The sequence below is a fragment of the Cellulomonas sp. NEAU-ZC6 genome (assembly GCF_056844425.1).
Map to the genome: position 1 here is coordinate 1,844,478 of NZ_JBXFYH010000001.1, position 22,382 is coordinate 1,866,859.

23 protein-coding genes are annotated in these 22,382 nt (G+C 76.5%); 14 read left to right on the forward strand and 9 right to left on the reverse strand.

Translation table 11 applies throughout. From position 1 onward, the window contains the following. Complete coding sequence (locus tag AC1050_RS08495; RefSeq protein WP_482386918.1) at window positions 1–1,350, forward strand: M20/M25/M40 family metallo-hydrolase; 1,350 nt, start codon at window positions 1–3, stop codon at window positions 1,348–1,350. A 25-nt stretch (window positions 1,351–1,375) separates the two neighbouring features. On the opposite strand, the gene AC1050_RS08500 is transcribed toward AC1050_RS08495, so the two are convergent. The 3 genes from AC1050_RS08500 to gdhA form a co-directional block, all read right to left on the reverse strand. Next, window positions 1,376–2,062, reverse strand: a complete 687-nt coding sequence (locus AC1050_RS08500) for a GAF domain-containing protein (protein ID WP_482386919.1) — start codon at window positions 2,060–2,062, stop codon at window positions 1,376–1,378. A gap of 102 nt (window positions 2,063–2,164) precedes the next feature. Beyond that, on the reverse strand, window positions 2,165–3,154 hold the full coding sequence (locus AC1050_RS08505) for an alpha/beta hydrolase (RefSeq protein WP_482386920.1): 990 nt from the start codon (window positions 3,152–3,154) through the stop codon (window positions 2,165–2,167). 58 nt (window positions 3,155–3,212) lie between these two features. Further along, on the reverse strand, window positions 3,213–4,550 hold the full coding sequence (gdhA, locus tag AC1050_RS08510; protein WP_482386921.1) for an NADP-specific glutamate dehydrogenase: 1,338 nt from the start codon (window positions 4,548–4,550) through the stop codon (window positions 3,213–3,215). A 330-nt stretch (window positions 4,551–4,880) separates the two neighbouring features. Between gdhA and AC1050_RS08515 the strand changes: the two genes are divergently transcribed. From AC1050_RS08515 to AC1050_RS08535, 5 genes are all read left to right on the forward strand, one after another. After that, the gene (locus AC1050_RS08515; protein ID WP_482386922.1) at window positions 4,881–5,264 is read left to right on the forward strand and encodes a DUF4262 domain-containing protein; all 384 of its coding nucleotides are present in this window, start codon (window positions 4,881–4,883) and stop codon (window positions 5,262–5,264) included. A 134-nt stretch (window positions 5,265–5,398) separates the two neighbouring features. After that, window positions 5,399–6,343, forward strand: a complete 945-nt coding sequence (locus AC1050_RS08520) for an ABC transporter ATP-binding protein (RefSeq protein WP_482386923.1) — start codon at window positions 5,399–5,401, stop codon at window positions 6,341–6,343. After that, window positions 6,340–7,188, forward strand: a complete 849-nt coding sequence (locus AC1050_RS08525; RefSeq protein WP_482386924.1) for an ABC transporter permease subunit — start codon at window positions 6,340–6,342, stop codon at window positions 7,186–7,188. The genes AC1050_RS08520 and AC1050_RS08525 overlap by 4 nt, the downstream gene beginning before the upstream one ends. A 55-nt stretch (window positions 7,189–7,243) precedes the next feature. Then, a complete protein-coding gene (locus AC1050_RS08530; RefSeq protein WP_482386925.1) occupies window positions 7,244–8,596 on the forward strand; it encodes a sensor histidine kinase in 1,353 nt (450 codons plus the stop codon). Next, window positions 8,593–9,270 carry a response regulator gene (locus AC1050_RS08535; RefSeq protein ID WP_482386926.1) on the forward strand — a complete coding sequence of 226 codons (678 nt, stop codon included), beginning with the start codon at window positions 8,593–8,595 and terminating at the stop codon, window positions 9,268–9,270. The genes AC1050_RS08530 and AC1050_RS08535 overlap by 4 nt, the downstream gene beginning before the upstream one ends. 14 nt (window positions 9,271–9,284) lie before the next feature. Here AC1050_RS08535 and AC1050_RS08540 read toward each other — a convergent pair whose 3' ends face one another. Continuing rightward, entirely contained in the window at window positions 9,285–10,214 is a 930-nt protein-coding gene (locus tag AC1050_RS08540) for an NADP-dependent oxidoreductase (protein WP_482386927.1), read from the reverse strand. A gap of 132 nt (window positions 10,215–10,346) precedes the next feature. Here AC1050_RS08540 and AC1050_RS08545 point away from each other — a divergent pair, with 132 nt between their 5' ends. The 3 genes from AC1050_RS08545 (at window position 10,347) to AC1050_RS08555 (ending at window position 12,101) form a co-directional block, all read left to right on the forward strand. Beyond that, complete coding sequence (locus AC1050_RS08545; protein ID WP_482386928.1) at window positions 10,347–11,090, forward strand: SMP-30/gluconolactonase/LRE family protein; 744 nt, start codon at window positions 10,347–10,349, stop codon at window positions 11,088–11,090. Between the two features lie 120 nt (window positions 11,091–11,210). Next, window positions 11,211–11,885, forward strand: coding sequence for an ArsR/SmtB family transcription factor (locus AC1050_RS08550; protein WP_482386929.1), 675 nt, complete (start codon window positions 11,211–11,213; stop codon window positions 11,883–11,885). Between the two features lie 3 nt (window positions 11,886–11,888). Next, window positions 11,889–12,101, forward strand: a complete 213-nt coding sequence (locus AC1050_RS08555) for a hypothetical protein (protein ID WP_482386930.1) — start codon at window positions 11,889–11,891, stop codon at window positions 12,099–12,101. Window positions 12,102–12,121: 20 nt separating this feature from the next. Here the strand turns inward: AC1050_RS08555 and AC1050_RS08560 are convergent, their stop codons facing one another. From AC1050_RS08560 to AC1050_RS08570, 3 genes are all read right to left on the reverse strand, one after another. Further along, window positions 12,122–12,793 carry a response regulator gene (locus AC1050_RS08560; RefSeq protein ID WP_482386931.1) on the reverse strand — a complete coding sequence of 224 codons (672 nt, stop codon included), beginning with the start codon at window positions 12,791–12,793 and terminating at the stop codon, window positions 12,122–12,124. Next, window positions 12,781–14,022, reverse strand: coding sequence for a sensor histidine kinase (locus AC1050_RS08565; RefSeq protein ID WP_482386932.1), 1,242 nt, complete (start codon window positions 14,020–14,022; stop codon window positions 12,781–12,783). Before AC1050_RS08565 ends, AC1050_RS08560 begins: the two co-directional genes overlap by 13 nt. An 80-nt stretch (window positions 14,023–14,102) precedes the next feature. Continuing rightward, complete coding sequence (locus AC1050_RS08570; RefSeq protein WP_482387260.1) at window positions 14,103–15,314, reverse strand: sensor domain-containing phosphodiesterase; 1,212 nt, start codon at window positions 15,312–15,314, stop codon at window positions 14,103–14,105. Window positions 15,315–15,495: 181 nt separating this feature from the next. Here AC1050_RS08570 and AC1050_RS08575 point away from each other — a divergent pair, with 181 nt between their 5' ends. Further along, window positions 15,496–15,969 carry an OsmC family protein gene (locus tag AC1050_RS08575; protein WP_482386933.1) on the forward strand — a complete coding sequence of 158 codons (474 nt, stop codon included), beginning with the start codon at window positions 15,496–15,498 and terminating at the stop codon, window positions 15,967–15,969. Further along, a complete protein-coding gene (locus AC1050_RS08580) occupies window positions 15,969–16,742 on the forward strand; it encodes a hypothetical protein (RefSeq protein WP_482386934.1) in 774 nt (257 codons plus the stop codon). Before AC1050_RS08575 ends, AC1050_RS08580 begins: the two co-directional genes overlap by 1 nt. A gap of 129 nt (window positions 16,743–16,871) precedes the next feature. Here AC1050_RS08580 and AC1050_RS08585 read toward each other — a convergent pair whose 3' ends face one another. Continuing rightward, window positions 16,872–17,864, reverse strand: coding sequence for an aldo/keto reductase (locus AC1050_RS08585; RefSeq protein WP_482386935.1), 993 nt, complete (start codon window positions 17,862–17,864; stop codon window positions 16,872–16,874). A 175-nt stretch (window positions 17,865–18,039) separates the two neighbouring features. On the opposite strand from AC1050_RS08585, the gene AC1050_RS08590 reads away from it, so the two are divergent. The 3 genes from AC1050_RS08590 (at window position 18,040) to rocD (ending at window position 20,848) form a co-directional block, all read left to right on the forward strand. Continuing rightward, the gene (locus tag AC1050_RS08590; RefSeq protein WP_482386936.1) at window positions 18,040–18,591 is read left to right on the forward strand and encodes a hypothetical protein; all 552 of its coding nucleotides are present in this window, start codon (window positions 18,040–18,042) and stop codon (window positions 18,589–18,591) included. 144 nt (window positions 18,592–18,735) lie between these two features. Then, the gene (gene ddaH / locus AC1050_RS08595) at window positions 18,736–19,566 is read left to right on the forward strand and encodes a dimethylargininase (RefSeq protein ID WP_482386937.1); all 831 of its coding nucleotides are present in this window, start codon (window positions 18,736–18,738) and stop codon (window positions 19,564–19,566) included. Between the two features lie 49 nt (window positions 19,567–19,615). After that, window positions 19,616–20,848, forward strand: a complete 1,233-nt coding sequence (rocD, locus tag AC1050_RS08600) for an ornithine--oxo-acid transaminase (RefSeq protein WP_482386938.1) — start codon at window positions 19,616–19,618, stop codon at window positions 20,846–20,848. Between the two features lie 48 nt (window positions 20,849–20,896). On the opposite strand, the gene AC1050_RS08605 is transcribed toward rocD, so the two are convergent. Continuing rightward, the gene (locus tag AC1050_RS08605) at window positions 20,897–22,036 is read right to left on the reverse strand and encodes a hypothetical protein (RefSeq protein ID WP_482386939.1); all 1,140 of its coding nucleotides are present in this window, start codon (window positions 22,034–22,036) and stop codon (window positions 20,897–20,899) included. Between the last annotated feature and the right edge of the window lie 346 nt (window positions 22,037–22,382).

Sequence of the window (22,382 nt, forward strand, 5' to 3'; positions counted from 1 at the left end):
GTGGCCGGGACGGACCTCGCCGCGCGCGTGACGGCCCAGATGCCGCGGGTCGAGCAGGAGCTGGCCGAGCTGGTGGCGATCCCGTCCGTCGCCGACCCGCGGCTGTACCCCGCGCAGGAGTGCGCCCGGGCCGCCCGCTGGGTGTGCGACCGGTTCCGGGAGGTCGGGTTCGCCGACGTCGGGCTGCACGAGACCGCCGACGGCAGCCAGGCCGTGGTCGGCTCCCGGCCCGCCGCGGACCCGGACGCGCCGACCGTGCTGCTGTACGCGCACTACGACGTCCAGCCCCCGCTCGACGACTCCGCCTGGCGCACCCCGCCGTTCGCGCTGACCCCCGTGGACGGGCGCTGGTACGGCCGCGGGGCCGCCGACTGCAAGGGCAACGTCGTCATGCTGCTGGCCGCGCTGCGGGCGCTCGGCGACGAGGTCCCGGTGCACCTGCGGCTCGTCGTCGAGGGCTCCGAGGAGCAGGGCACCGGCGGCCTGGAGGACTTCGTCCCGCGGCACCCCGACCTGCTGCGGGCGGACGCGATCCTGGTCTGCGACACCGGGAACGCGGCCGTCGGCACCCCGGCCGTCACCGTCGGCCTGCGCGGCATGGTCAACGTCGTCGTCCGCGTCGAGGCGCTGCCGACCGAGCTGCACTCCGGCATGTTCGGCGGACCGACCCCGGACGCCCTCGCTGCGCTGATCGCGGTGCTCGCGTCCCTGCGCGACGCCCGCGGCGACACCACCGTGGCCGGCCTGGACCACACGCAGACCTGGCCGGGCGCGCCCTACGACCCCGCGACGTTCCGGGCCGACGCCCTGCTGACCGACCGCGAGACGCTGCTCGGCTCCGGCACCGTCTCCGACATGCTCTGGGCCCGGCCCGCGCTGACGGTGCTTGGCATCGACTGCCCGCCCGTGGTCGGCTCGACCGCCGCGATCGTCCCCCGGGCCGCAGCCCGGCTCAACCTGCGGATCCCGCCCGGGACCGAGCCCCGGCAGGCGCTGGACGCGCTCACCGCGCACCTGCGCGACGCCGCGCCGTGGGGCGTCGACCTCACCGTGGAGACCGAGGCCGTGGGGTCCCCGTTCCTCGCCCGCACCGACGGTCCCGCGTACGGCGCCATGCGCGGCGCCATGCACGAGGCGTTCGGGCGGGAGATGGTGCTGCTCGGCCAGGGCGGCTCCATCCCGCTGTGCACCGTGTTCGCGGAGGCCTTCCCGGAGGCCGAGATCCTGCTGCTCGGCGTCGAGGAGCCGCGCGCGCTGATCCACGCGCCCAACGAGAGCGTGGCCCCGGAGGAGATCCGGGACCTGGCGACGGCGGTCGCGCTGTTCCTGCAGCGGTACGCGTCGCGCTGACGCACGGCGCGGAGCCGGGTCGGACTCAGCCCGGGCCGGCGGTCAGCGCGCCCAGCGCCTCCAGCGCCCACCGGGCCGCCTCCGGCAGCGGCACGCCGTGCGTGCGGGCGCTGGTCGTCAGGGTCGCGAGCGCCGTCGCGGCGTCGCACCGGTCGGTGACCATCACCGCGCCCACCGCCTGGTCGACGACGGCCTGCGCGGCGAGCGCGTCCTGCAGCCGACGCTGCACCCGCAGCAGGTCCTCGACGTCCTGGTGCAGGTCGACGACGGCCCCGAGCTGCTGCGCGTACCCGTCGCAGCGCAGCAGGGTGTCCCGGTCCCACGGGTCCGGGCGCTCGCTGTAGACGTTCAGCGCGGCCCGCAGGTCGCCGCGCAGCTGCGCCGGGAAGGCGGCAACCGACCGGAACCCGAGCTCCTGGGCCTGCCGGGTCCACGGCTGCCACCGCTCCTCGACCTGCAGGTCCCGCGCGACGGTCACCTGCAGGTCGTCGACCGCGTCGACGCACGGCCCGGCCTCCAGCGCCAGCTCGAGCTCGTCGCACCGGGCGGACCGCTCGTCGCTGCTGGCGACCCGGCGACCGCCGTGCTGCGAGGTGACGATGATGCTGCACTCCGCGCCCGGGGGCAGCACCGCCCCCGCGTGCACCACGAAGGCCCGCAGCTGCTCGTCCAGCGGCTCGACGGCCGGACTGACCTGCTCGATCGCGTCCATGTCCGTCCCCCCGACGTCGCCGACCGGTACCGCTGAGGCGAGCGTTCCACGGTTCGGCCGCCGGCGTCCAGGGTCCGGGGCATGACGTCCGCGGACCGGGCGTCAGGGCGCGACGGCCGCCAGCGCGTCGAGGCTCGCGGCGACGATCCGCTCCTGCGCCTCCGCCCGCGAGACGGTGGGTGTCCCGTCGCCCGGCTGCGGCCCGTAGTCGGCGAAGAACGCGTGCACCCCGCCGGGGACCTCCACGAACGTCGCGCCGGCCGGCAGGTCCGCGCGCGACGCCTCGACGTCCTCCGCGGTGGTCAGACCGTCCCGCGAGCCCCAGACCGAGGTCACCGCGAGGTCGGCGTCGGCCATGTCACCCAGCGGGTACGAGGCGTGCAGCAGCAGCCCGTCCACCATGTCGTCGTGCACGGCGGCGAACGAGGACGCGGCGACCCCGCCCAGCGAGTGCCCGCCGACCACCCAGTGCTCGACGTCGTCGAAACCGGCGATCGCCGACGCGGACTGGCCCGGCGACGTCAGCGCGATGCCGAGGGGCTCCTTGAGTGCCACGACGACGTAGCCGGCCTCGGCCAGCGGGCGCAGCACCGCGGCCGTCGCGCGGACGTCGACGCGGGCGCCGGGCGAGTAGACCAGGCCGGTGCTGGCGTCGATGTCGCGCGGGACGAACGCGTACCAGCCGGACGCCTCCTGCACCTCGACGGCGTCGTCGCTCGCGAGCGCGTCCAGCGCCGCCGGGGTCGCGGGGAACGGGCGCAGCCACGCGGCGGCGCCGGCCAGCACGACGAGCAGCGCGAGCCCGACCCCGGACGCGACCGCGCGGAGCACGGGGCGGCGGTGGTCCGGGCGGGTGGCGCGGCGACGCCAGGCCAGGACGGTCAGGACCAGCAGGACGACGCCGGCCAGCGCGCTCGCGCCGAGCAGCAGCGCGAGCGTGACGTGCTGGTGCGCGACGGCGTCGCCGGTGCTGAGGACGACCCACGCCGGGACAACGACCAGCGCGAGCCCGACGACGGCGCGCAGGGTGAGCCACGCCTCCCGACGGCGCGGGACGGGTCGGAGGCCGGTCGGGTCGGGGGCGGTGTCCACCCCCCGACCCTACGCGATTCCCTCAGCATGCTGAGGATCGAGCACCCTGACCCCCGCCTCAGACCACGCCCAGCGCCAGCATCGCGTCGGCGACCCGCAGGAACCCCGACACGTTCGCGCCCAGCACGTAGTTGCCCGGCGCGCCGTGCTCCTCGGCGGTGGCCGCGCACCGGTCGTGGATGCCGACCATGATCTCGGTCAGCCGGGCCTCGGCGTGCTCGAACGTCCAGGAGTCGCGGGACGCGTTCTGCTGCATCTCCAGCGCCGACGTCGCGACGCCACCGGCGTTCGCCGCCTTGCCGGGGCCGAACAGCACGCCGGCCTCCTGGAGCAGCGCGACCGCCTCGGGCGAGGTGGGCATGTTCGCGCCCTCCGCCACGGCGAGCACCCCGTTGCGCAGCAGCGTCCGCGCGTCGTCCGCGTGCAGCTCGTTCTGGGTGGCGCACGGCAGCGCGACGTCGGTGGGGACGTCCCACACGCTGCCGCCGACGACGAGCCGTGCCCCGGGCCGCTCGGCCACGTAGTCGGCGGCGCGGCCGCGGCGCACGTCCTTGATCTCCTTGAGCAGCGCCAGGTCGACACCGGCCTCGTCGACCACGTAGCCGGAGGAGTCCGAGAACGTCAGCACCCGGGCACCGAGCTGCTGCGCCTTCTCGACCGCGTGGATCGCGACGTTGCCCGCACCGGAGACCGTCACCCGCAGGCCGTCCAGCTCCCGGCCGGTGGTACGCAGCATCTCCTGCGTGAACAGCACGGTGCCGTAGCCGGTGGCCTCGGTGCGGACCAGCGACCCGCCCCAGGAGACGCCCTTGCCGGTCAGCACCCCGGACTCGTAGCGGTTGGTGATCCGCTTGTACTGGCCGAACAGGTAGCCGATCTCCCGGCCGCCCACGCCGATGTCCCCGGCCGGCACGTCGGTGTGCTCGCCGAGGTGCCGGTACAGCTCGGTCATGAACGACTGGCAGAACCGCATCACCTCGCCCTCCGACCGGCCGCGCGGGTCGAAGTCCGAGCCGCCCTTGCCGCCGCCGATGGGCATGCCGGTGAGCGCGTTCTTGAAGATCTGCTCGAAACCGAGGAACTTCACGATGCCGAGGTACACGGAGGGGTGGAAACGCAGCCCGCCCTTGTACGGGCCGAGCGCGGAGCTGTACTCGACGCGGAAACCGCGGTTGATCCGGACCCGGCCGGCGTCGTCCACCCACGGCACCCGGAAGATGATCTGCCGCTCCGGCTCGCAGAGGCGCTCGAGGATCGCGGCGTCCGCGTACTCGGGGTACTTGCGCACCACGGGGCCGAGCGTGTCGAACACCTCGCGCACCGCCTGGTGGAACTCCTGCTCGCCCGGGTTGCGGCGCAGCACCTGCTCGAACACGGGCTCCAGCGACCGATCCACGTTCCGTCCTCCACACATCCGCTCGTCCCCGGGGGCCTGCTCGCCACCGGACGCGGGGCAGTCCACCACGACCGCGCGGCACGTGCCGCGGGCGCCCAGCCGGTGGTCGGCGAGGGCACGCCGGCCCCGCGCCGCGAGCGCATCGCCGGCCGTTTCTCGCAGCGCCGGCCGATCCATCAGCCGGGGACGGGAGAATCCGCCGGCGATGCGACCGGACCGGCAGGAAAGCGGCGGGTTGACCTTTTTCTTTTCCGGGCTATGGTGCTCGTTCGACCACCGGCACGAGATTGTCGGCGCGTTCTCGCTCCGCGCCGCGGAGAAGGAGACGACATGACCCGCCCGGGCGGCACGGCCACGGCGGACCTGGCGGTCCGCGAGGAGATCGAGCGGTACGGCTGGGCGATGCCGTACGTGGCGGGCGCGACCCTGCCGACGTCGTTCGCGTACACCGCCGGCCTGCAGCTGCGCGGGCTGCCCGAGCTGGTCGTGTCAGGGCTGCCGCCGGAGCAGGCGTGGCTGGTCCTGGACGACGTCGCGGGCCGCGCCACCGCGGGCCTGGAGCTGGCGGACGGCGCCGCGGTGCCCGACCTGCCGCTGGGGCTGCACGCCGTGCTCACCGCGGTGACCGACACGTCGGGGCTGCACCGGGCGCGGGCGCTGACCGGCGCACCGGAGGCGCTGCGCGCGCTGCACCTGGGGCTCGCCCTGGCCTGAGGCGCGCACCACCAGCGGGGTGACGGGTCATCCCGCTGGTGTACGCCGGCGCGCGCGGGATGTGGTCCCGCGGAGGGTCTCGGCGGCCGGGTGCCCGCTCCTACGTTCGAGGAACACCGAACGTAGGAGGACGCATGATCGAGGCCACCGGCCTGACGAAGCGGTACGGGGACAAGGTCGCCGTCGACGACGTCACCTTCACCGTGCGCCCCGGACGGGTCACCGGGTTCCTGGGACCGAACGGCGCGGGCAAGTCCACGACGATGCGGATGATCGTGGGCCTGGACCGGCCGACGTCCGGATGGGTCCGCGTCAACGGCCGGCCGTACGCGCAGCACCGCGCGCCGCTGGGCGAGGTCGGTGCGCTGCTGGACGCGAAGGCCGTCCACGGCGGCCGGTCGGCGCGGAACCACCTGCTGGCCCTCGCCGCCACGCACGGCATCGGCCGCGCCCGGGTCGACGAGGTGATCGAGGCGACCGGCCTGCGGTCCGTCGCCCGCAAGCGCGCCGGGACGTTCTCGCTCGGCATGGGCCAGCGGCTCGGGATCGCCGCGGCACTGCTCGGCGACCCCCGGACGCTGATCCTGGACGAGCCGGTGAACGGCCTGGACCCCGAGGGCGTCATCTGGGTGCGGAACCTGCTGCGCGGCCTGGCCGCCGAGGGCCGGACGGTGTTCCTGTCCTCGCACCTGATGAGCGAGATGGCCCTCACCGCCGACCACCTGATCGTCGTCGGGCGCGGCCGGGTCATCGCGGACGCCCCCGTCGCCGACGTGGTGGCGCGGGCACGGACCAGCACCGTCCGGGTGCGGACGCCGATGCCGGCAGAGCTCCGCGCGGCGCTGGCCGGGCAGCCCGGCACCGACGTCACCCCGGTCGAGCACGACCTGCTGGACGTCACCGGCAGCTCCGCCCCGCAGATCGCTGCAGCGGCCGCTGCCGCCGGCGTGGTGCTGCACGAGATCACCCCGCAGCAGGTGTCGCTGGAGGAGGCGTACCTGCAGCTGACCGGCGGTGACGTCGAGTACCGCTCGGCCGCCGCGCCCGCACCCGCACCCACCTCCGGAGGGACCCGATGACCACCTACGCGCCGCTCGACAGCCTGCCCGCGCCCCGCCGCGCCACCGTGCGGCCCGCGACCTTCCCCCGGCTGGTCGCCGCGGAGTGGGTCAAGCTCCGCACCCTGCGGTCGACCTGGTGGGCGCTGGCGGTCGGCGTCCTGCTGCTGCCGGCCTTCGCGGTGACCCGGGTGTCCAGCATCGCCCAGGTGCCCGAGGCGGTCGGCGACGCGAGCCTGGTCGGGGCCGTCTACGTGACGTCGGGGATCGCGCTGACGCAGCTCGTGTTCTGCACGCTGGGCGTGCTCGCGGTGTCCGGGGAGTACGGCACCGGCCAGATCCGGTCGACGTTCACGGCGGTCCCCACCCGGCTGCCGGCCCTCGCCGCGAAGCTCGGCGTGACCGTCGCGGTCGTCATGGTCGCCTCGCTGGTCGCCGTCGGGCTGTCCTGGGCCGCGAGCACCCCGTGGTTCGACGAGACCGGGATGTCGATCGACCTGAGCCGTGCGGAGGACCTGCGGCTGGTGCTCGGCGTCCCGCTGTACCTGGGGGCGGTGACGGCGCTGGCGTTCGGCATCGGCGCCGTCGTCCGCAGCTCGGCCGCCGGCATCACGGTGGTGCTCGGTGTGCTGCTGGTGGTCGAGAACGGCCTCGCGGTGATCCCGTGGCAGCCGCTGCAGACGCTCGCCGCCTACCTGCCGGCGGGCGCGGGCAGCCGCCTGCTGCAGTCGGACGCGGCCGGGTCCGTCATCACCGCGTCCAGCAGCACGGCCCTGTCGCCGTGGGCGGGCTACGCGGTGCTGCTCGGCTGGGTCGCCGCCGTGCTGGTGGTCGCCGCCGTGCTGCTCCGCCGGCGGGACGCCTGAGGCCGTCCGGGTGGTGGCGGCTGCGGCGGGCGCACGGGCCTGCGAGAGTACGTCCGTGAGCACGGAGGGGGCACCGGAGTTCACCGACCTGTCGGCGCGCCGGCTCGGCCCGGTCCGGCGGCTCCTCGCCCGGCGGCCGGTGGTCGTGGACGTGCTGCTGCTCGTCGTGTTCGCCGGCTGGTCGCTGCTGGTCGGCGTCGGCGCGGACTCGATGTACGTGCTGCACGCGTACCTCGGTGACGACGCGGTGCAGCGGATGCAGGTGTGGTCCGCCGTGCTGACCGCCGCCGGGACGACCGCCCTGGCCTGGCGCCGCCGCCGGCCGGTGACCGTCGCCGCCGTGGTGACCGGGCTCGGCGGGCTGGCGCTCGCGACCACGGGGGCCACCTCCGGGTTCGAGCTGGGGGTGGCGTTCGCGCTGTACGCCGTCGCCACGGCCCGGCGGCCCCTGGTGACCTGGGCGTCGCTCGCCGGGTCGGTCCTCGCGCTGCTGACCGCCGGCCGGCTGCTGGACCTGCCGTCGACGGTCGGCGCGCTCAGCCTGGGCCTCGGGCAGGCCGCCGTGCAGGCCACCCAGAGCGGTGGCGCGAGCACCGTCCTGCTGGACACGGTGTGGTTGCGGACCGTGGCCGCGCCGGTCGCCGGGCTGGCGCTGCTCGCGGTCGCCGTCGGCACCAGCGTCCGCAACCGCCGGCAGCACCTGGCCGGGTTCGTCGCCGCCGCCAACGCCCTGGCGCGGGACCAGGACCAGCGCGCGCGGCTCGCGCAGGCGGCCGAGCGGGCGCGGATCGCGCGCGAGATGCACGACGTGGTGGCGCACAGCGTCTCGGTGATGGTCACCCTCGGCGGCGGTGCCCGGGCCGCGATGGACCAGGCCCCCGACGGCGCGCGGGCGGCGCTGGACGAGCTGGTGCGCACCGGGCAGCACGCGCTCGGCGACATGCGGCGGGTGCTCGACGTGCTGCACGAGGACGGCACGGAGGCCGGCCCGCTGGCGCCGCAACCCGGCGTCGACGACCTGGCCGCGCTGGTCGAGCGGTTCCGCACGGCGGGGCTGCCGGTCCGCGCCCCCGCCCTCGCGGACGGCGCGCTCGGGCGGCTGGACCCCGCCCTCCAGCTCGCCGTGTTCCGCCTGGTGCAGGAGGCGCTCACCAACACCCTGCGGCACGCGCCCGGCACGTCGGACGTCGAGGTCGCCGTGCACGAGACGCCGGACCACGTCGAGGTGCTGGTGGCCGACCGCGGCCCCGCCCCCGACGCCCCCGTGTCGTCCGGGGCAGGCTCCGGGCGCGGGCTGGTCGGGATGCGGGAGCGCGTCGCCGTGTTCGGCGGCACCGTCGAGGCCGGGCCGTCGGGACCGGGCTGGCGGGTGCGCGCCGTGCTGCCCCGACCGGAGGGAACCGCATGATCACCGTCCTGCTCGTCGACGACCACGCCCTGGTGCGGATGGGCTTCCGCCTGATGCTGCAGGCCGCCGACGACGTCGAGGTCGTCGGCGAGGCCGGCGACGGGCGCACCGCGATCGAGCAGGCGGAGGCTCTGCGCCCGCAGGTCGTCGTCATGGACGTCCGGATGCCGGGGACCGACGGCATCGAGGCCACCCGGCGGATCGTCGAGGCGCACCCCGACGTCCGGGTGCTGGTGCTCACCACGTTCGACCTGGACGAGTACGCGTTCGCCGCCCTGCGCGCCGGCGCCAGCGGCTTCCTCGTCAAGGACGCGGCGCCGGGCGAGCTCGTGACCGCCGTCCGGTCGGTGGCGTCCGGCGACGCGGTGGTGTCGCCCCGGGTGACGCGGCGGATGCTCGAGCTGTTCGCCCGGGCGCTGCCCGCCACGCCGCAGGAGGCCACCCCGGACGGGCTGCACCCCCGGCTGGCGCCGCTGACCCCGCGGGAGGTCGAGGTGCTGCGGTGCGTCGCCGAGGGGCAGTCGAACGGCGAGATCGCCGCGCGGCTGTTCCTGTCGGAGGCGACGGTGAAGACGCACCTCGCCCGGATCCTGCCCAAGCTGGGCGTCCGGGACCGGGTGCAGGCGGTGGTGCTCGCGTACGAGACCGGGCTGGTGCGGGCGGGGACGGACTGATCCGCCCCCGGGCCTCAGAGCTCCAGGACGAGCCGCCCGCGCACCCCGCCGGCCGCCAGCCGCCGGTGCGCGTCGGCCGCCTGCGCCGCCGGCAGCACGTCGGCGACGCGCACCGTGAGCCGGCCGTCCGCCGCCATCCGCAGCAGCTCCGCGAGCCGCGCGCCGTCCTCGAGGTAGTCCGCGGGCGTGACCGTGCGGACGTGGATCCCGCGGTCGGCCTCGCCGTCGAACGGGCGCAGCGCCACCACGACCCCGCCGTCGCGCACCGCGCCCAGCGCCGCGGTGCCGAGCAGCGCGGCGTCCAGCAGCCCGTCGACGCCGCCGGGCTCCGCTGCCCGGACCGCGTCGCCGAAGCCGTCGCCGCGCGGCACGACGGTCCGCGCCCCGGCGGCCCGGACGAACGCCTCGTCCTCCGGCTTGGCGTCCGCGACCACCCGGAAGCCGCGGGCGGTGGCGAGCTCGATCACGTACCCGCCGACGGCGCCGGCCGCGCCGGTGACCGCGAGGGTGCCGGCGGGCGGCAGGTCCAGCAGGTCCAGCGCCCGCAGCGCGGTGAGGCCGTTCAGCGGCACGGTGGCCGCCGCCACCAGGTCCAGGTCGTCCGGCACCCGGGCGACGCCGGTCTGCGGCACGACGACCCGCTCGGCGTAGGCGCCGCCCTCGGGCCGGCGCGGGTTCACCACCGCGGCCACCCGGTCGCCCACCGACAGCTCGACTCCCGGCCCGATCGCGTCGACCACGCCGGCGGCGTCCATGCCGGGCACGTACGGCGGGTCCAGGTCGTCGGGGACGCCCAACCCCTCGCGGAAGCCGGTGTCCGTCGGGTTGACCGCCGCCGCCCGCACGGCGATGCGGATCTCCCCCGGTCCGGGCTCGCGCTCCGGCACGTCGAGCTGCTGCAGCCGCTCCGGGCCGCCCGGTTCCGTGACTCCGATGGCGCGCATGCGGCCACGCTACGTGCGGGTCCGGCGGCACGCCGCTCGGGATGCGCGCGGGCCGCCTTGCTGCGCATGCTGGCCCCGCCGGTCCAGAGCGGGGCCCGCATCCGGCACCGTCCCCGCACGAGGAGCCCCGCGATGCGCGCTGCGTCCGACCCCGACCCCGACCCGCACGCCCTGCACGCCACCGACGCCCCGGTCGGCGAGCCCGAGCTGGTGCACGCCTTCGACGGCCCGATGCCCACCGGCGTCGCCGTGTCGGCGAGCGGGCGCGTGTTCGTCAACTACCCGCTGTGGGGCGACGACGTCCCGGCGACGGTGACGGAGCTGCGCGACGGCGAGGCGGTCCCGTACCCGGACCAGGCGTGGAACTCGCCGGACGCGGACGACGACGTGCAGCAGCCGGAGCCCGACGCCGAGGTGCAGCCGGTGGCGATGGGCGCCGACGGCATCGCGATCTCGGCCGACGGCGAGCGGCTCTGGTACTGCCCGCTGGCGTCCCGCCGGTGGTGGAGCGTCTCGGTCGCCGCGCTGGCCGACGAGCAGGCCGACGACGCGCACGTCGCCGGGACGGTCCGCGACGAGGGCGACAAGGGCACCGGCTCGGACGGGCTCGAGACCGACGACCGGGGACGGCTGTACCTGACGGCGTACGAGCACGACGCCGTGCTGTGCCGGGAGCCCGACGGGTCGTTCCGGACCGTGCTGCACCACCCGACGGTGCTGTGGCCGGACACCCTCGCCGTCGCCGACGGCTACCTGTACGTCACGGCGAACCAGCTGCACCGGCAGCCGACGTACCAGCGCGGCGAGGACCTGCGGGAGAAGCCGTACGCCCTGTTCCGGGTGCCGATCGACGCGGGCCCCGTCCGCCTGCGCTGAGCGCGCGCGACCACCGCGTGGGACTGCTCAGCGGACCGGGCGCGCTGCACCCGCCCGCGCGCAACATCTCTTGCGCAATGTCTCTTGCGCAAGAGGTGTTGCACTACCTACGGTGGGTCCATGACCACCACCGAGCAGCCCGCCGACGACGTGACCGCCGCTCCCGCGGGGACCGCGCCGGCGTCGCTGCACGTGAGCGACCCGACCCGGGTCCGCGCGCTCGCCCACCCGGTGCGCCTGGACCTGCTGTCGTTCCTCGACGACGTCGGCGAGGCCACCGCCACCGACTGCGCCGTGCACCTCGGCCAGACGGTCGCGAACTGCTCGTTCCACCTGCGCACCCTGGCCAAGGCCGGCTTCATCGAGCCGGCCGAGCCCCGCGGCCGCGAGCGCCCGTGGCGCGCCGTGTCCCGCGAGCGCACGTTCACCGCCGACCCGCTCGACCCGGCCTCGCGCCGCGCGGTGCTGGAGCTCGGCGAGATCGCGGTCCGGCGCGAGGCCGACCGCTACATCGACCACCTGCGGCACGCCGACCAGAGCGGCGCGACCGACCCGGACCTGATCCCGCTGACCCGGTCGATGTCCTCGGCGTTCTGGGCCACGCCCGAGGAGACGCAGGAGCTGATGACGACGCTGATGGCGCTGTTCGACCGGTTCGAGGGCCGCAGCTCCGATCCCGCGCAGCGGCCGCCGCAGGCCCGCCTGATGCGGCTGTTCTCCGCGATCAACCCCGACATGGCCTTCGAGCCCACCGCCGAGGCCGCTTCCGCAGCACCGCAGCAGCAGGAGGACTGAGCCATGACCACCGTGAGCTTCGACGTCAGCTACGGCACCCGCGCCGTCCCGCTGCGCCTGCCCTACCTGTCGGTCCGTCGCCGCGTCGCCGCGTCGGTCGCCGGCACCCCGCGGCCGCGGCGGGACCCGGACGCGGCCCGCGCCGCAGTGCGGGCCCTGGCGGAGCGCGAGCGCGCAGGAGACCGCGCGCTCGCGGCCCGCGGCCTGGGCATCTGAGCCGGCCGGACCCGGCGGGCTCAGCCCAGGCCGGCGTCGTGCACGAGCCGCGCGATCTGCACGCGGTTCGTGACCCCGAGCTTCGCGAACAGGTGCGCCACGTGCGTCTTGACCGTCGCGAGCCCCAGGAACAGCCGCTCGGCGATCTCCTGGTTGGACAGCCCCTCGGCCACCGCCACGGCGACGTCCCGCTCCCGCGGCGTCAGCGGCTCGAGCGCCCGCACGGCGGCCAGACGCCGGTCCTCGTCGTCCGGCCGGGTCACCGACGCGATGAGCTGCGCGGTGACGGTCGGCGACAGGATCGGCTCGCCGGCGGCGACCCGGTGGATGCCGTCGACCAGCTGCGCGGGCGGCGTGTCCTTGAGCAGGAACCCGGCGGCGCCCTCGCGGAGCGCCCGCAGCACCAGCTCGTCGGCGTCGAAGGTGGTCAGCACGATGACCCGGGCCGTCGACCCGGCGGCGACCAGCGTGCGCAGGGCGGTCAGGCCGTCGACGCGCGGCATCCGCACGTCCATCAGCACCACGTCCGGGCGCAGCCGGCCGACGACGTCGACCGCCTCGGCACCGTCCGCGCACTCGGCGACCACCTCGAACCGGGGGTCGCCGCCCAGGATCATCCGCAGGCTGGCACGGACCAGGGCATCGTCGTCGACCACGACGAGGCGCACGACGTCGGGGGTCAGCTCGGCCACGGCAGCCACACTCTCACGGCGAACCGGCCGTCCGCGTCGACGCCGTGCTCGAGCGAGCCGCCGAGCAGCTGCGCGCGCTCGGCCACGCCGACCAGGCCGAGCCCGGCCCCGGGCGCGCCGTGCGGCACCGTGACGGGCACCGGGTTGCGCGCCTCGAGCAGCAGCCGCTCCCCCGGCGCCCCGGCCAGTCGGATCTGCACCGGCTGACCCGGCGCGTGCTTGCGGGCGTTGGTCAGCGCCTCCTGCAGGATCCGGAAGGCGGTACGGGACGAGGTCTGGGCCAGCGTGCCGAGCGCCGCGCGGTCGCCGCCGGGCAGGCCGGACAGGTCCAGCCGCACGCTGCTGCCGGCCTCGTCCGCGTCGGCGAGCAGGGCGGGCAGCTCGGCGAGCGTCGGCTGCGGCGCCTCGCGCTCGGTCGGCACGGCCTCCTCGTCGGCCCGCAGGACGCCCAGCACCTCGCGCAGCTCGCCCAGCGCCCGGTGCGCGCTGTCCCGGATGGTCTCGGCGGACGCGGTGATCTGCGCGCGGGTCAGGTCCTCCCGGTAGGCGAGGCCGCCGGCCTGCATCGCGACCAGGGAGATCCGGTGCGCCAGCACGTCGTGCATCTCGCGGGCGATCCGCGTGCGCTCGGCCCGGCGCGCCTCGGTGGCGCGGGACTCCTGGGCGCGCTCGGCGGCCTCGGCGCGCTGCTGCAGCGTCGCGATCAGGTCGCGCCGCGCCCCGATGTAGAACCCGGTGGCGACGACCAGCGCCAGGGTCATCAGCCCGACCCCGACCGCGACCGCGACCAGCACCCGGCTCGCCCCCTGCTGGATCGGGGTGCCCGGGTAGGACAGCTCGTAGAGCAGGGACGACACGAGCCAGACCGCGCCGACCGGCAGCACCTCGCGCCAGCGGCGCCGCGTGCTCAGCGAGACCAGGGCCAGCGTGGCCGGGCCGACCGCGAACGCGGACACCGACGTGAGCAGCCCCACCACCACGGCGATCACGACCGGGTGGCGCCGGCGCAGCGGGAGCAGGCCCAGGGCGACGACGCCGACCACTAGGTCGAGCAGCACCATGAACCCGGCCCGCCCAGCCCCGCCCTCGGCCGCCGTGGCGTGCACGTCGACGACGACGAACACCCACAGGACCAGGCCGATCGCGACGGCGAGCAGGTAGCGCCAGGTGCGCGACCACGGGCCCAGGCGCGGCGGTGGCGCGACGACGGGTCGGGCGGGTGGGGGCATGTCGACGAGCGTAGGGGCGCAGGCCACGCGACCGGATCGCCCGTGCGGCTCGACCTCCTCCGCCTTCCGGCGGAGGCCGCTCAGCCCGCGCCCGCGCCGCCCAGGGCCGCCTCCCAGGGGCCCGGTCGGCCGAGCAGGTACCCCTGGCCCAGCAGGATCCCGAGGTCGAGCAGCGCCGCCCGCTCCTGCTCGGTCTCGATCCCCTCGGCCACCAGCCACGCGTCGATCCCGCGGGCGAACTCGCCGACGGCGCGCACCAGGGCCTGGCGCACAGGATCGCCGTCGATGCCGCGCACCAGGTCGAGGTCGAGCTTGATCGCCGTCGGCCGCAGGCGCAGCACGTGCCGCAGGCTCGCGAACCCCGCGCCGGCGTCGTCGACCGCCACCTGCAGCCCCGCCGCCTTCAACCGCTCGGTGACGGCCGTGAGCGCCGCGTAGTCCGGCACCGGCGTGTGCTCGGTGACCTCGACGCCGACCGCCGGCCCGCACGGCAGCAGCAGGTCGGCGGTGCGCGGGTCGGTCAGCGCCTCCGCGGACAGGTTCACCGACAGCGGGACCCCGTCGGGCAGGTCCGGCACCCGGCGCAGCGCGGCGCGCAGGGCCAGCAGCTCCAGGTCGACCGCGACGCCCGCGGCCGACGCGGCGGCGAAGGCGTGCACCGGGCTCGGGAACCGCCGGGGGTCGAACCGCGACAGCGCCTCCACGGCGACGACCCGGCCCGTGTCCAGGCGGACGACGGGCTGGAACACCGTGCGCACGTCGCCGGTCTCCAGCACCGACCGCACCCAGCGCACCCGCTCCGACACCACCGGCCGGTGCGGCAGCCCGGTCCCGCCGATCGTGTCCTCCACCAGGGCCGCCGCCAGGCCGAGCACGCGCAGGGCGTCCTCGTCGAGCAGCGGGTTCGGGCCCCGGCCGAGGCAGCAGAGCATCCCGACCGGCTCGCCGTCCGGGCCGCGCAGCGGGGCACCGACGTAGGACCCGATGCCGAGCTCCGCCGTCGCGGCGAGCTCCCGGGCGACGGGGTGCCGGCGGGCGTCGGGCAGCACCGGCGGCAGCAGGCCCGCCAGCACGCGGACGCAGTAGGTGTCGTCGAGGTCGCGCTCGGCGCCGACCGCCATCTGCATCGACCCGGTCTCGGTGCTCGTCGCCAGCACCACCTCCGCGGACCGGGTCAGCCCGGACAGGAAGGCGATGTCCATGCCCAGGTGCTCCCGGACCCGGTCGAGGATCAGCTGCACGCCCGGCCCCCCGGCCCGCAGCACCGTCGACGTCCCCCGGTCCTCGTCCACGCTCAACCCGGCCCCCTTGCCGCCGCCCCGCACGTCCGGTCAGCCTAGTGAGGCGGTGCCGGTCGGCCACCGGGGCGCCTGGCGCCGCGGTGGTGCCACCCGGACGGAGCAGCCACCGGTTCCGCCGAGGGCGTGCCACCGACTCGTGCCGACACCGGCGGCGCGTGACAGGATCGGGCGCATGGAGAGCCCGACCACCACCGGGACCGACGCGTCCACCACGCCCGCCGTCCCCGCCCCCGCACCCGCCGACCGGCTCTGGGTCGAGCGCACCGGGACCCGCGAGTACACCGGCCGCAACGCCCGCGGCGCCGAGGTCAGCATCGGCCCCGTCGAGTCCGGTGCCGTCTTCACGCCCGGCGAGCTGCTCAAGATCGCCCTGGCCGGCTGCTCCGGCATGAGCGCCGACACCGCGCTGAGCCACCGGCTCGGCGACGACGTCGCGGTCACCGTCGAGGTCGAGGGCGCGAACTACACGCCCGAGGACCGCTACCCCGCACTGACCGAGCGGATGGTCGTCGACCTGTCCGGCCTGGACGAGGCCACCAAGGAGCGGCTGCTGCGCGTCGTGCACCGCGCCGTCGAGCAGCACTGCACCGTCGGCAACACCCTCAAGGCCGGCGCGACCGTCGAGCTGCACGTGGACGGCGAGTGATGGCGCTGCGCCGCACGCCGCTGGTCGACGCCGCGCTCGACCGCGCCGTCACGATCCCGTCGGCCACCATCCACGCGCACGTCGACACCGTCCGGCGCCGGAACCCCGAGGCCACCCCGGCCGAGATCATCGGGGTGCTGGAGCGCGAGTACCTGCTGGTCGTGCAGGGCACCGGCGGTGCCGTCGGCGCCGCGGCGGCGGCCCCCGCGGTCGGCACCGGCGTGGCGATGGCGCTGACCATCGGCGACGTCGCGTCGTTCTTCGGGGCGTCGGCGGCGTTCGCGCTGGCCGTCGCGAGCGTGCACGGCATCGACGTCGAGGACGCCGACCGCCGCCGCGCGCTGCTGCTCGCCACGATCCTCGGCGAGTCCGGCGCCAAGGCGGTCACGGACGTCGGCGCGCTGACCGGCCTGCGCGGGGTGAACGTCGCCCGGCAGCTGCTGACCCGCATGCCGACCGGCACGATCCGCCGGGTCAACGCCCGGCTCACGCGGCAGCTGTTCCGCAAGCAGCTCGCGCGGCAGGGCGGGCTCGCGCTCGGGCGGATGGTGCCGTTCGGCATCGGCGCGGTCATCGGCGTCACCGGGGCGCGCGCGCTCGGTCGCACCGTGGTCGACGGCGCGCGCAAGGCGTTCGGGCCGGCGCCGGCGCGGTTCGGGGACCGGGTGCTGGTCGTCGAGACCGGCGCCGAGCCCCGGCTGCTGCCGCAGGGCTCCCAGGAGACCCCGGCCGACCTCCCGCCGCGCCGCGGCCTCCTGCGCCGCAGGGGCTGACCCCCGCGCCCGCTCGCGCACTCCTCCGCCGAGCGGGCAGCAGACGTCCTCTCCTGAGCGCTCGAAGGGGCACCTTCTGCCCGCTCGGCATGCCCGCCCGGCGCGCGTCGGCGCGCCGGGCGCGTCCGGTCACCAGCGGGTGTGGACGTGCTCGCGGATGCGGTCGTCGTAGATCGCCCGCAGCCGCTCCTGCGTGGCCTCGTCCAGCGGGGTCAGGTCGGCGGCACCGGCGTTCGCCCGGGCCTGCTCGGGGTTGCGCGCGCCGGGGATGACCGTCGACACGCCGGGCTGGTCGACGATCCACCGGAGCGCGAGCTGCGCCGTCGTCGCCCCGGCCGGCGTCAGCGCGGCGACCTCGCGGGCCGCGGCCACGCCGACGTCGTACGGCACGCCGGAGAACGTCTCGCCGACGTCGAAGGCCTCGCCGTGCCGGTTGAACGACCGGTGGTCGGTCGCGGCGAACTCGGTGTGCTCGTCGTACTTGCCGGACAGCAGGCCGCTGGCCAGCGGGACGCGGGCGATGATCCCGACCCCGGCCTCGGCCGCCGCGGGCAGCACCTGCTCCAGCGGCTTGCGGCGGAACGCGTTGAGGATGATCTGCACCGACGCGACGTGCGGGCGGGCGATGGCCGCGAGCGCCTCGTCGACCGTCTCCACGGACACGCCGTAGGCCGCGACCCGGCCCTCGTCGACCAGCGTGTCGAGCGCGTCGTAGGTGGCGTCGGTGCTCAGGACGGCGGTCGGCGGGCAGTGCAGCTGCACCAGGTCCAGGGTGTCCACCCCGAGGTTGCTGCGGGACCGGTCGGTCCAGCCGCGGAACGCGTCCAGCGTGTACGCCTCGGCCACGTGCGGGTCGGCGCGCCGGCCCATCTTGGTCGCCACGGTGATCCGCGGGGCGTCGGCCGCCCGCTCGCGCAGGAACCGCCCGATCAGCGTCTCGCTGCGCCCGTCCCCGTAGACGTCCGCGGTGTCGAAGAACGTCACCCCCGCGTCCGCCGCGGCGGCGAGCACGCCCAGCGCGTCGTCCTCGGCCACCTCGCCCCAGTCCGCGCCGAGCTGCCAGCAGCCCAGCCCCACCACCGACACGTCCCGCCCGGTCCTGCCCAACGTCCTCGTCTGCATGAGCCCGAGGTTACCCGCGCCACCTTCACCCGGCCGCCCTGGGTGCCTGCACCCAGCACCGACCCCCGGAGTGGGACGGGCGTCCCGGTCGGGGAGGAGGATGGTCCTCACGCGCCCGAGGCCGACGCGGGGGCACGGACCGCCCCCGCCCTCGCGCGCGAACAGGGGGCCACCGGTGATCACGCGAGACCGCGACCGCACGCTGTGGGCGCGCGTGTCCCGCGACCTGCCGCTCGACGCCGACGACGCGTGGCGGCTCGTCGCCGACGCGCGGCACCACACGCGGTGGGTGCCGCTGACCCGGGTCGGCATCACCCGCCCCGACCCGGCTGCCCCCGGCGCCGGCTGGGCGGTCTGGCCCGGCGGCGCGGAGCCCGAGGAGGGCGACGAGATCCTCGCCGTGAGCGGCCCGCTCGCCCGCAGGGGCTGGCCGGGCCTGGTGGACCGGATGCGCATCGAGCGGTTCGAGCCGCCGCTGGGCGCGGTGCCCGGGGTGGCCGTGTTCGTGAAGCTGGGCCCGGTGCTGCTGGGCACCGCCCGCATCGAGGTGCAGGCGACCGGGTCGACCTCGCGCGTCACCTGGTCCGAGACGGTGCACCTGCGCGGGCTGCCGGTGGCGGTGACCCGGTGGGCCGGCGTCGCCCTGGTGGACGTGATGCTGCGGCTGGTGCTCGCCCGCGCCGCCCGCGAGGCCGAGCGAGCCGCGGCGCAACGATCCGCCGGCTGACCCCGTCCGGACGCAACGATCTGCTGGTGCCGGCGCAACGTCGCGCCATGATGTGCGCGCGCCGTCCCTCGTAGGCTTGCCGGGACGTGCCCCGACGAGGTGGCCCGACGTCGACGCCACCGCCCGCGCACCTCGAGGAGCACCATGACCACGACCCCGCAGCAGACCCGTCGGCACTACCTGATGTGCGAGCCGACCCACTACACGGTCTCGTACGAGATCAACCCGTGGATGGACTCGACCCGGTACACGGACGCCGGCCTCGCGGTGCAGCAGTGGCAGGTGCTCAAGGAGACCTTCGAGCGGCTCGGCCACGTGGTCGAGACCATCGACCCGATCCCCGGCCTGCCCGACATGGTCTACGCCGCCAACGGCGCCACCGTCGTCGACGGTCTGGTCTACTCCGCGGCGTTCCGCTACCCCGAGCGCCAGCCCGAGGGCCCGGCCTACGAGAAGTGGTTCGCCGACCACGGCTACGTCACCCACACCGCGGAGCAGGTCAACGAGGGCGAGGGCGACATCCTCGGCGTCGGCGACGTGCTGCTGGCCGGCACCGGGTTCCGCACCGACCGCGCCGCGCACGACGAGATCGCCCGGGTCACCGGCCGCGAGGTCGTCAGCCTGGAGCTGGTGGACCCGCACTACTACCACCTGGACACCGCGCTGGCCGTGCTCGACTCGACCGCCGGCCGCGAGCAGGTCGCCTACTACCCGCCGGCCTTCTCGGACGCCTCGCGCGCCGAGCTCGAGCGCCGCTACCCCGACGCGGTCATCGCCTCCGAGGCCGACGCCGCGTGCCTGGGGCTCAACGCCGTCAGCGACGGCCTCAACGTGGTCGTGGCGCCCGGCGCCGTCGACCTCGCCGCGCAGCTCACCGCGCGCGGGTTCCGCCCGCACCCCGTCGACACCAGCGAGCTGCTCAAGGGCGGCGGCGGTGCCAAGTGCTGCACGCTGGAGATCCGCCCCGCCCGCTGACCCTGCCCGCCGCGCCCGCCGGGCGCCCGCCTGCGACGAGGTGCCGCCCATGACGACCGTGATCCCCGCCCGTGACGCCGAGACCGCTGCCGCCGGGCCGCTCGCGCAGAACTACCACCCGCTGCCCGTCACCCTCACCACGGGTGACGGGGCGTGGGTGCGCGACACCGGCGACCGCACCTACCTGGACCTGCTGGCCGGGTACTCGGCGCTGAACTTCGGGCACCGGCACCCCGCGCTGCTGGCCGCCGCGCACACGCAGCTGGACCGGCTCACGCTGTCGTCCCGGGCGTTCGACCACGACCTGCTGCACCCGTTCGCGACCGCGCTGTCCGACCTGGCGCGTCCGGCGGTGGCCGGCGACGCCACCCCGATGGTGCTGCCGATGAACACCGGTGCCGAGGCCGTCGAGACCGCGATCAAGGCCGCGCGGAAGTGGGGCTACGACGTCAAGGGCGTCGCGCCGGACACCGCCACGATCGTGGTCGCGGCGAACAACTTCCACGGCCGGACGACGACCATCGTGTCGTTCTCCACCGACCCGGAGGCCCGCGACGGGTTCGGCCCGCACACCCCGGGCTTCCGGATCGTGCCGTTCGGCGACGCCGACGCCCTGCGGGACGCGATCGACGAGACGACCGTCGCCGTGCTGCTCGAGCCGATCCAGGGCGAGCAGGGCGTCGTCGTCCCGCCCGCCGGCTACTGGCCGGCGGTCCGCGCGATCTGCGACGCCGAGGACGTGCTGCTGGTCGCCGACGAGATCCAGTCCGGCCTCGGCCGCACCGGGACCACGTTCGCGCTGGAGCTCTGGGACGTGCGCGCCGACCTGGTGACGCTGGGCAAGGCGCTCGGCGGCGGCGTGCTGCCGGTGTCCGCGGTCGTCGGCCGGCCCGACGTGCTCGGCGTGCTCACGGCCGGCACCCACGGGTCGACCTTCGGCGGCAACCCGCTGGCGTGCGCCGTCGGGCTGGCCGTCGTCGACCTGCTGCGGCCCGGCACCTTCCAAGAGCGCGCCCGGACGCTCGGCGCCCACCTGCACGAGCGGCTGGCCACGCTGGTCGACACCGGCCTGCTGGTCGGCACCCGGGGCGTCGGGCTGTGGGCCGGCCTCGACGTCGACCCGGCGCGGATGACCGGGCGCGAGCTCTGCGAGCGGCTGCTGCGGCTCGGCGTGCTGGCCAAGGACACCCACGGGTCCACCATCCGGCTCGCGCCGCCGCTGGTGATCGACGCCGACGACCTGGACCTCGCGCTCGACCGGCTGACCCAGGCGCTGCGCTGACGCCACCGCGGTGCCGGCCGGGCGAGGTGCCCGGCCGGCCCGCGCACGTCAGGAGAACCGCATCGCGGTGTACAACCGCCCGCCGATCGTCACGGCGCCGATCGACACCGTCGACCGGCCCGCCTTGAGGATCCACGCGCGGTGGCCCGGGGAGTCCAGGTAGGCCTGGATCATCTGCGCGTCGCCCGCCGGCTGCACCCAGCCGACGATGTGGTCGCCGCCCGAGTGCCAGATGCTGCCCGCGGCCGCCATCGCCGCCGCGTGGTCCGCCAGCGAGGACGACCCGGTGACGGCCAGCGCCGGCAGCCCGTTCGCGGCGCGGGCGGCGTTCACCGCGGCGCCGAGCCCGCCGACGCCGTACGACGCGATCCCCGGCGCCCAGGCCGGTGCCACGGCGGCCGTTCCGGCGGACGCCGCCGGCACGCTGCGCGCGGCGCGTCCGCCACCTGCCGTCGCCCGGGGCGCGGCGGCGGCCCGGCGGGCGGCCTCCGCGGCGGCCTGCTCGGCGGCAGCGCGCTCGGCCGCGACCCGGGCGGCTTCGGCGGCCTGCCAGGCGGCCTCGGCCTGGACCGCGGCCTCCTGCGGCCCCGCGACCGACGCCGTGACTTCCCGCAGCTCCGCGATGCTCGTGCCGGTGCCCAGGGCGGCAGCCGACGTCGTGACCGCGTCGGCCGCGGAGAGCAGGGCGGCGAGGGCCGTCTCCCCCGCGTGCGGGGCGCCGTCGGCCGCCGACCGCGCGGCACCGACGACCCGGTCGGCGCGGGCGACCGCGGCCGCACGGAGGGCGTCGTACCGGGCGGCCACCTCGGCGGCCCTGGACGTGGCGAACACGGCCTCGTCGGCCTCGCGGGCCGCGACGTCCGCCGCGACGCGGGCCTCGGCGTGCGCCCAGGCGGTGGCGCGGGCGTCGGCCCGCAGCTGCACGACGACACCGGTGGCCACGGCGCCGACCAGGGCGACGCAGAGCGCGGTGACGGCGAGGGCCTGGGTGCGGCCTCGGCGCGCGGCGGAGGGCGGGCGCCCGGCGGCGGGCGCGGGGGCGGGGGCGGCGGGTGCGGGGGCGGCGGGTGCGGGGGCGGCGGGGACGTGCGCCTGGGCCGCGGGCGCCTCGACACGGCGGGCGACGGGCACGGCGGCGTCGAGCAGCGCCACGGCGGCACCGAGCGCCACCGTCGGCACCGTCGGCACCGGCTCCGCCACGGCAGGCGGCCGGAGATCCAGCGACGCCCGGCCCGGTGTCGGAGTGGCCGACGCCGGCCGGCGCCCACGTCCGCGCTGCCTCGGGATCGACCCGGGCGCGGCGGTGCTCGCCCGTGGCGTGCTGCTCGCGGGAGCCGCACCCGGGCGCTCGTCGGTGCCGGGAACCGGCATGTCCCTCTCCCCCTCGCGACATCCCCTGTCTCCGGTCCTCATCGACCGGTCCGGGGCGGCGGTGAACGCTTCCGGGCGCGTCCGCACCGGCGTCCGGCGAACGTGGTGGTGACGGCGGTCGACTTCGCCCGCTCGGGGACCGTGGTCGCCCGCCGGCCGCGCC

Bases quoted from the DNA above. Each gene is read 5' to 3' on its own strand.
- AC1050_RS08500 (WP_482386919.1), bottom strand. From the start codon at position 2,062: ATGGACGCGATCGAGCAGGTCAGTCCGGCCGTCGAGCCGCTGGACGAG.
- AC1050_RS08515 (WP_482386922.1), top strand. From the start codon at position 4,881: ATGACCCGCCCGGGCGGCACGGCCACGGCGGACCTGGCGGTCCGCGAG.
- AC1050_RS08520 (WP_482386923.1), top strand. From the start codon at position 5,399: ATGATCGAGGCCACCGGCCTGACGAAGCGGTACGGGGACAAGGTCGCC.
- AC1050_RS08525 (WP_482386924.1), top strand. From the start codon at position 6,340: ATGACCACCTACGCGCCGCTCGACAGCCTGCCCGCGCCCCGCCGCGCC.
- AC1050_RS08535 (WP_482386926.1), top strand. From the start codon at position 8,593: ATGATCACCGTCCTGCTCGTCGACGACCACGCCCTGGTGCGGATGGGC.
- AC1050_RS08540 (WP_482386927.1), bottom strand. From the start codon at position 10,214: ATGCGCGCCATCGGAGTCACGGAACCGGGCGGCCCGGAGCGGCTGCAG.
- AC1050_RS08545 (WP_482386928.1), top strand. From the start codon at position 10,347: ATGCGCGCTGCGTCCGACCCCGACCCCGACCCGCACGCCCTGCACGCC.
- AC1050_RS08550 (WP_482386929.1), top strand. From the start codon at position 11,211: ATGACCACCACCGAGCAGCCCGCCGACGACGTGACCGCCGCTCCCGCG.
- AC1050_RS08555 (WP_482386930.1), top strand. From the start codon at position 11,889: ATGACCACCGTGAGCTTCGACGTCAGCTACGGCACCCGCGCCGTCCCG.
- AC1050_RS08565 (WP_482386932.1), bottom strand. From the start codon at position 14,022: ATGCCCCCACCCGCCCGACCCGTCGTCGCGCCACCGCCGCGCCTGGGC.
- AC1050_RS08575 (WP_482386933.1), top strand. From the start codon at position 15,496: ATGGAGAGCCCGACCACCACCGGGACCGACGCGTCCACCACGCCCGCC.
- AC1050_RS08580 (WP_482386934.1), top strand. From the start codon at position 15,969: ATGGCGCTGCGCCGCACGCCGCTGGTCGACGCCGCGCTCGACCGCGCC.
- AC1050_RS08585 (WP_482386935.1), bottom strand. From the start codon at position 17,864: ATGCAGACGAGGACGTTGGGCAGGACCGGGCGGGACGTGTCGGTGGTG.
- ddaH (WP_482386937.1), top strand. From the start codon at position 18,736: ATGACCACGACCCCGCAGCAGACCCGTCGGCACTACCTGATGTGCGAG.
- rocD (WP_482386938.1), top strand. From the start codon at position 19,616: ATGACGACCGTGATCCCCGCCCGTGACGCCGAGACCGCTGCCGCCGGG.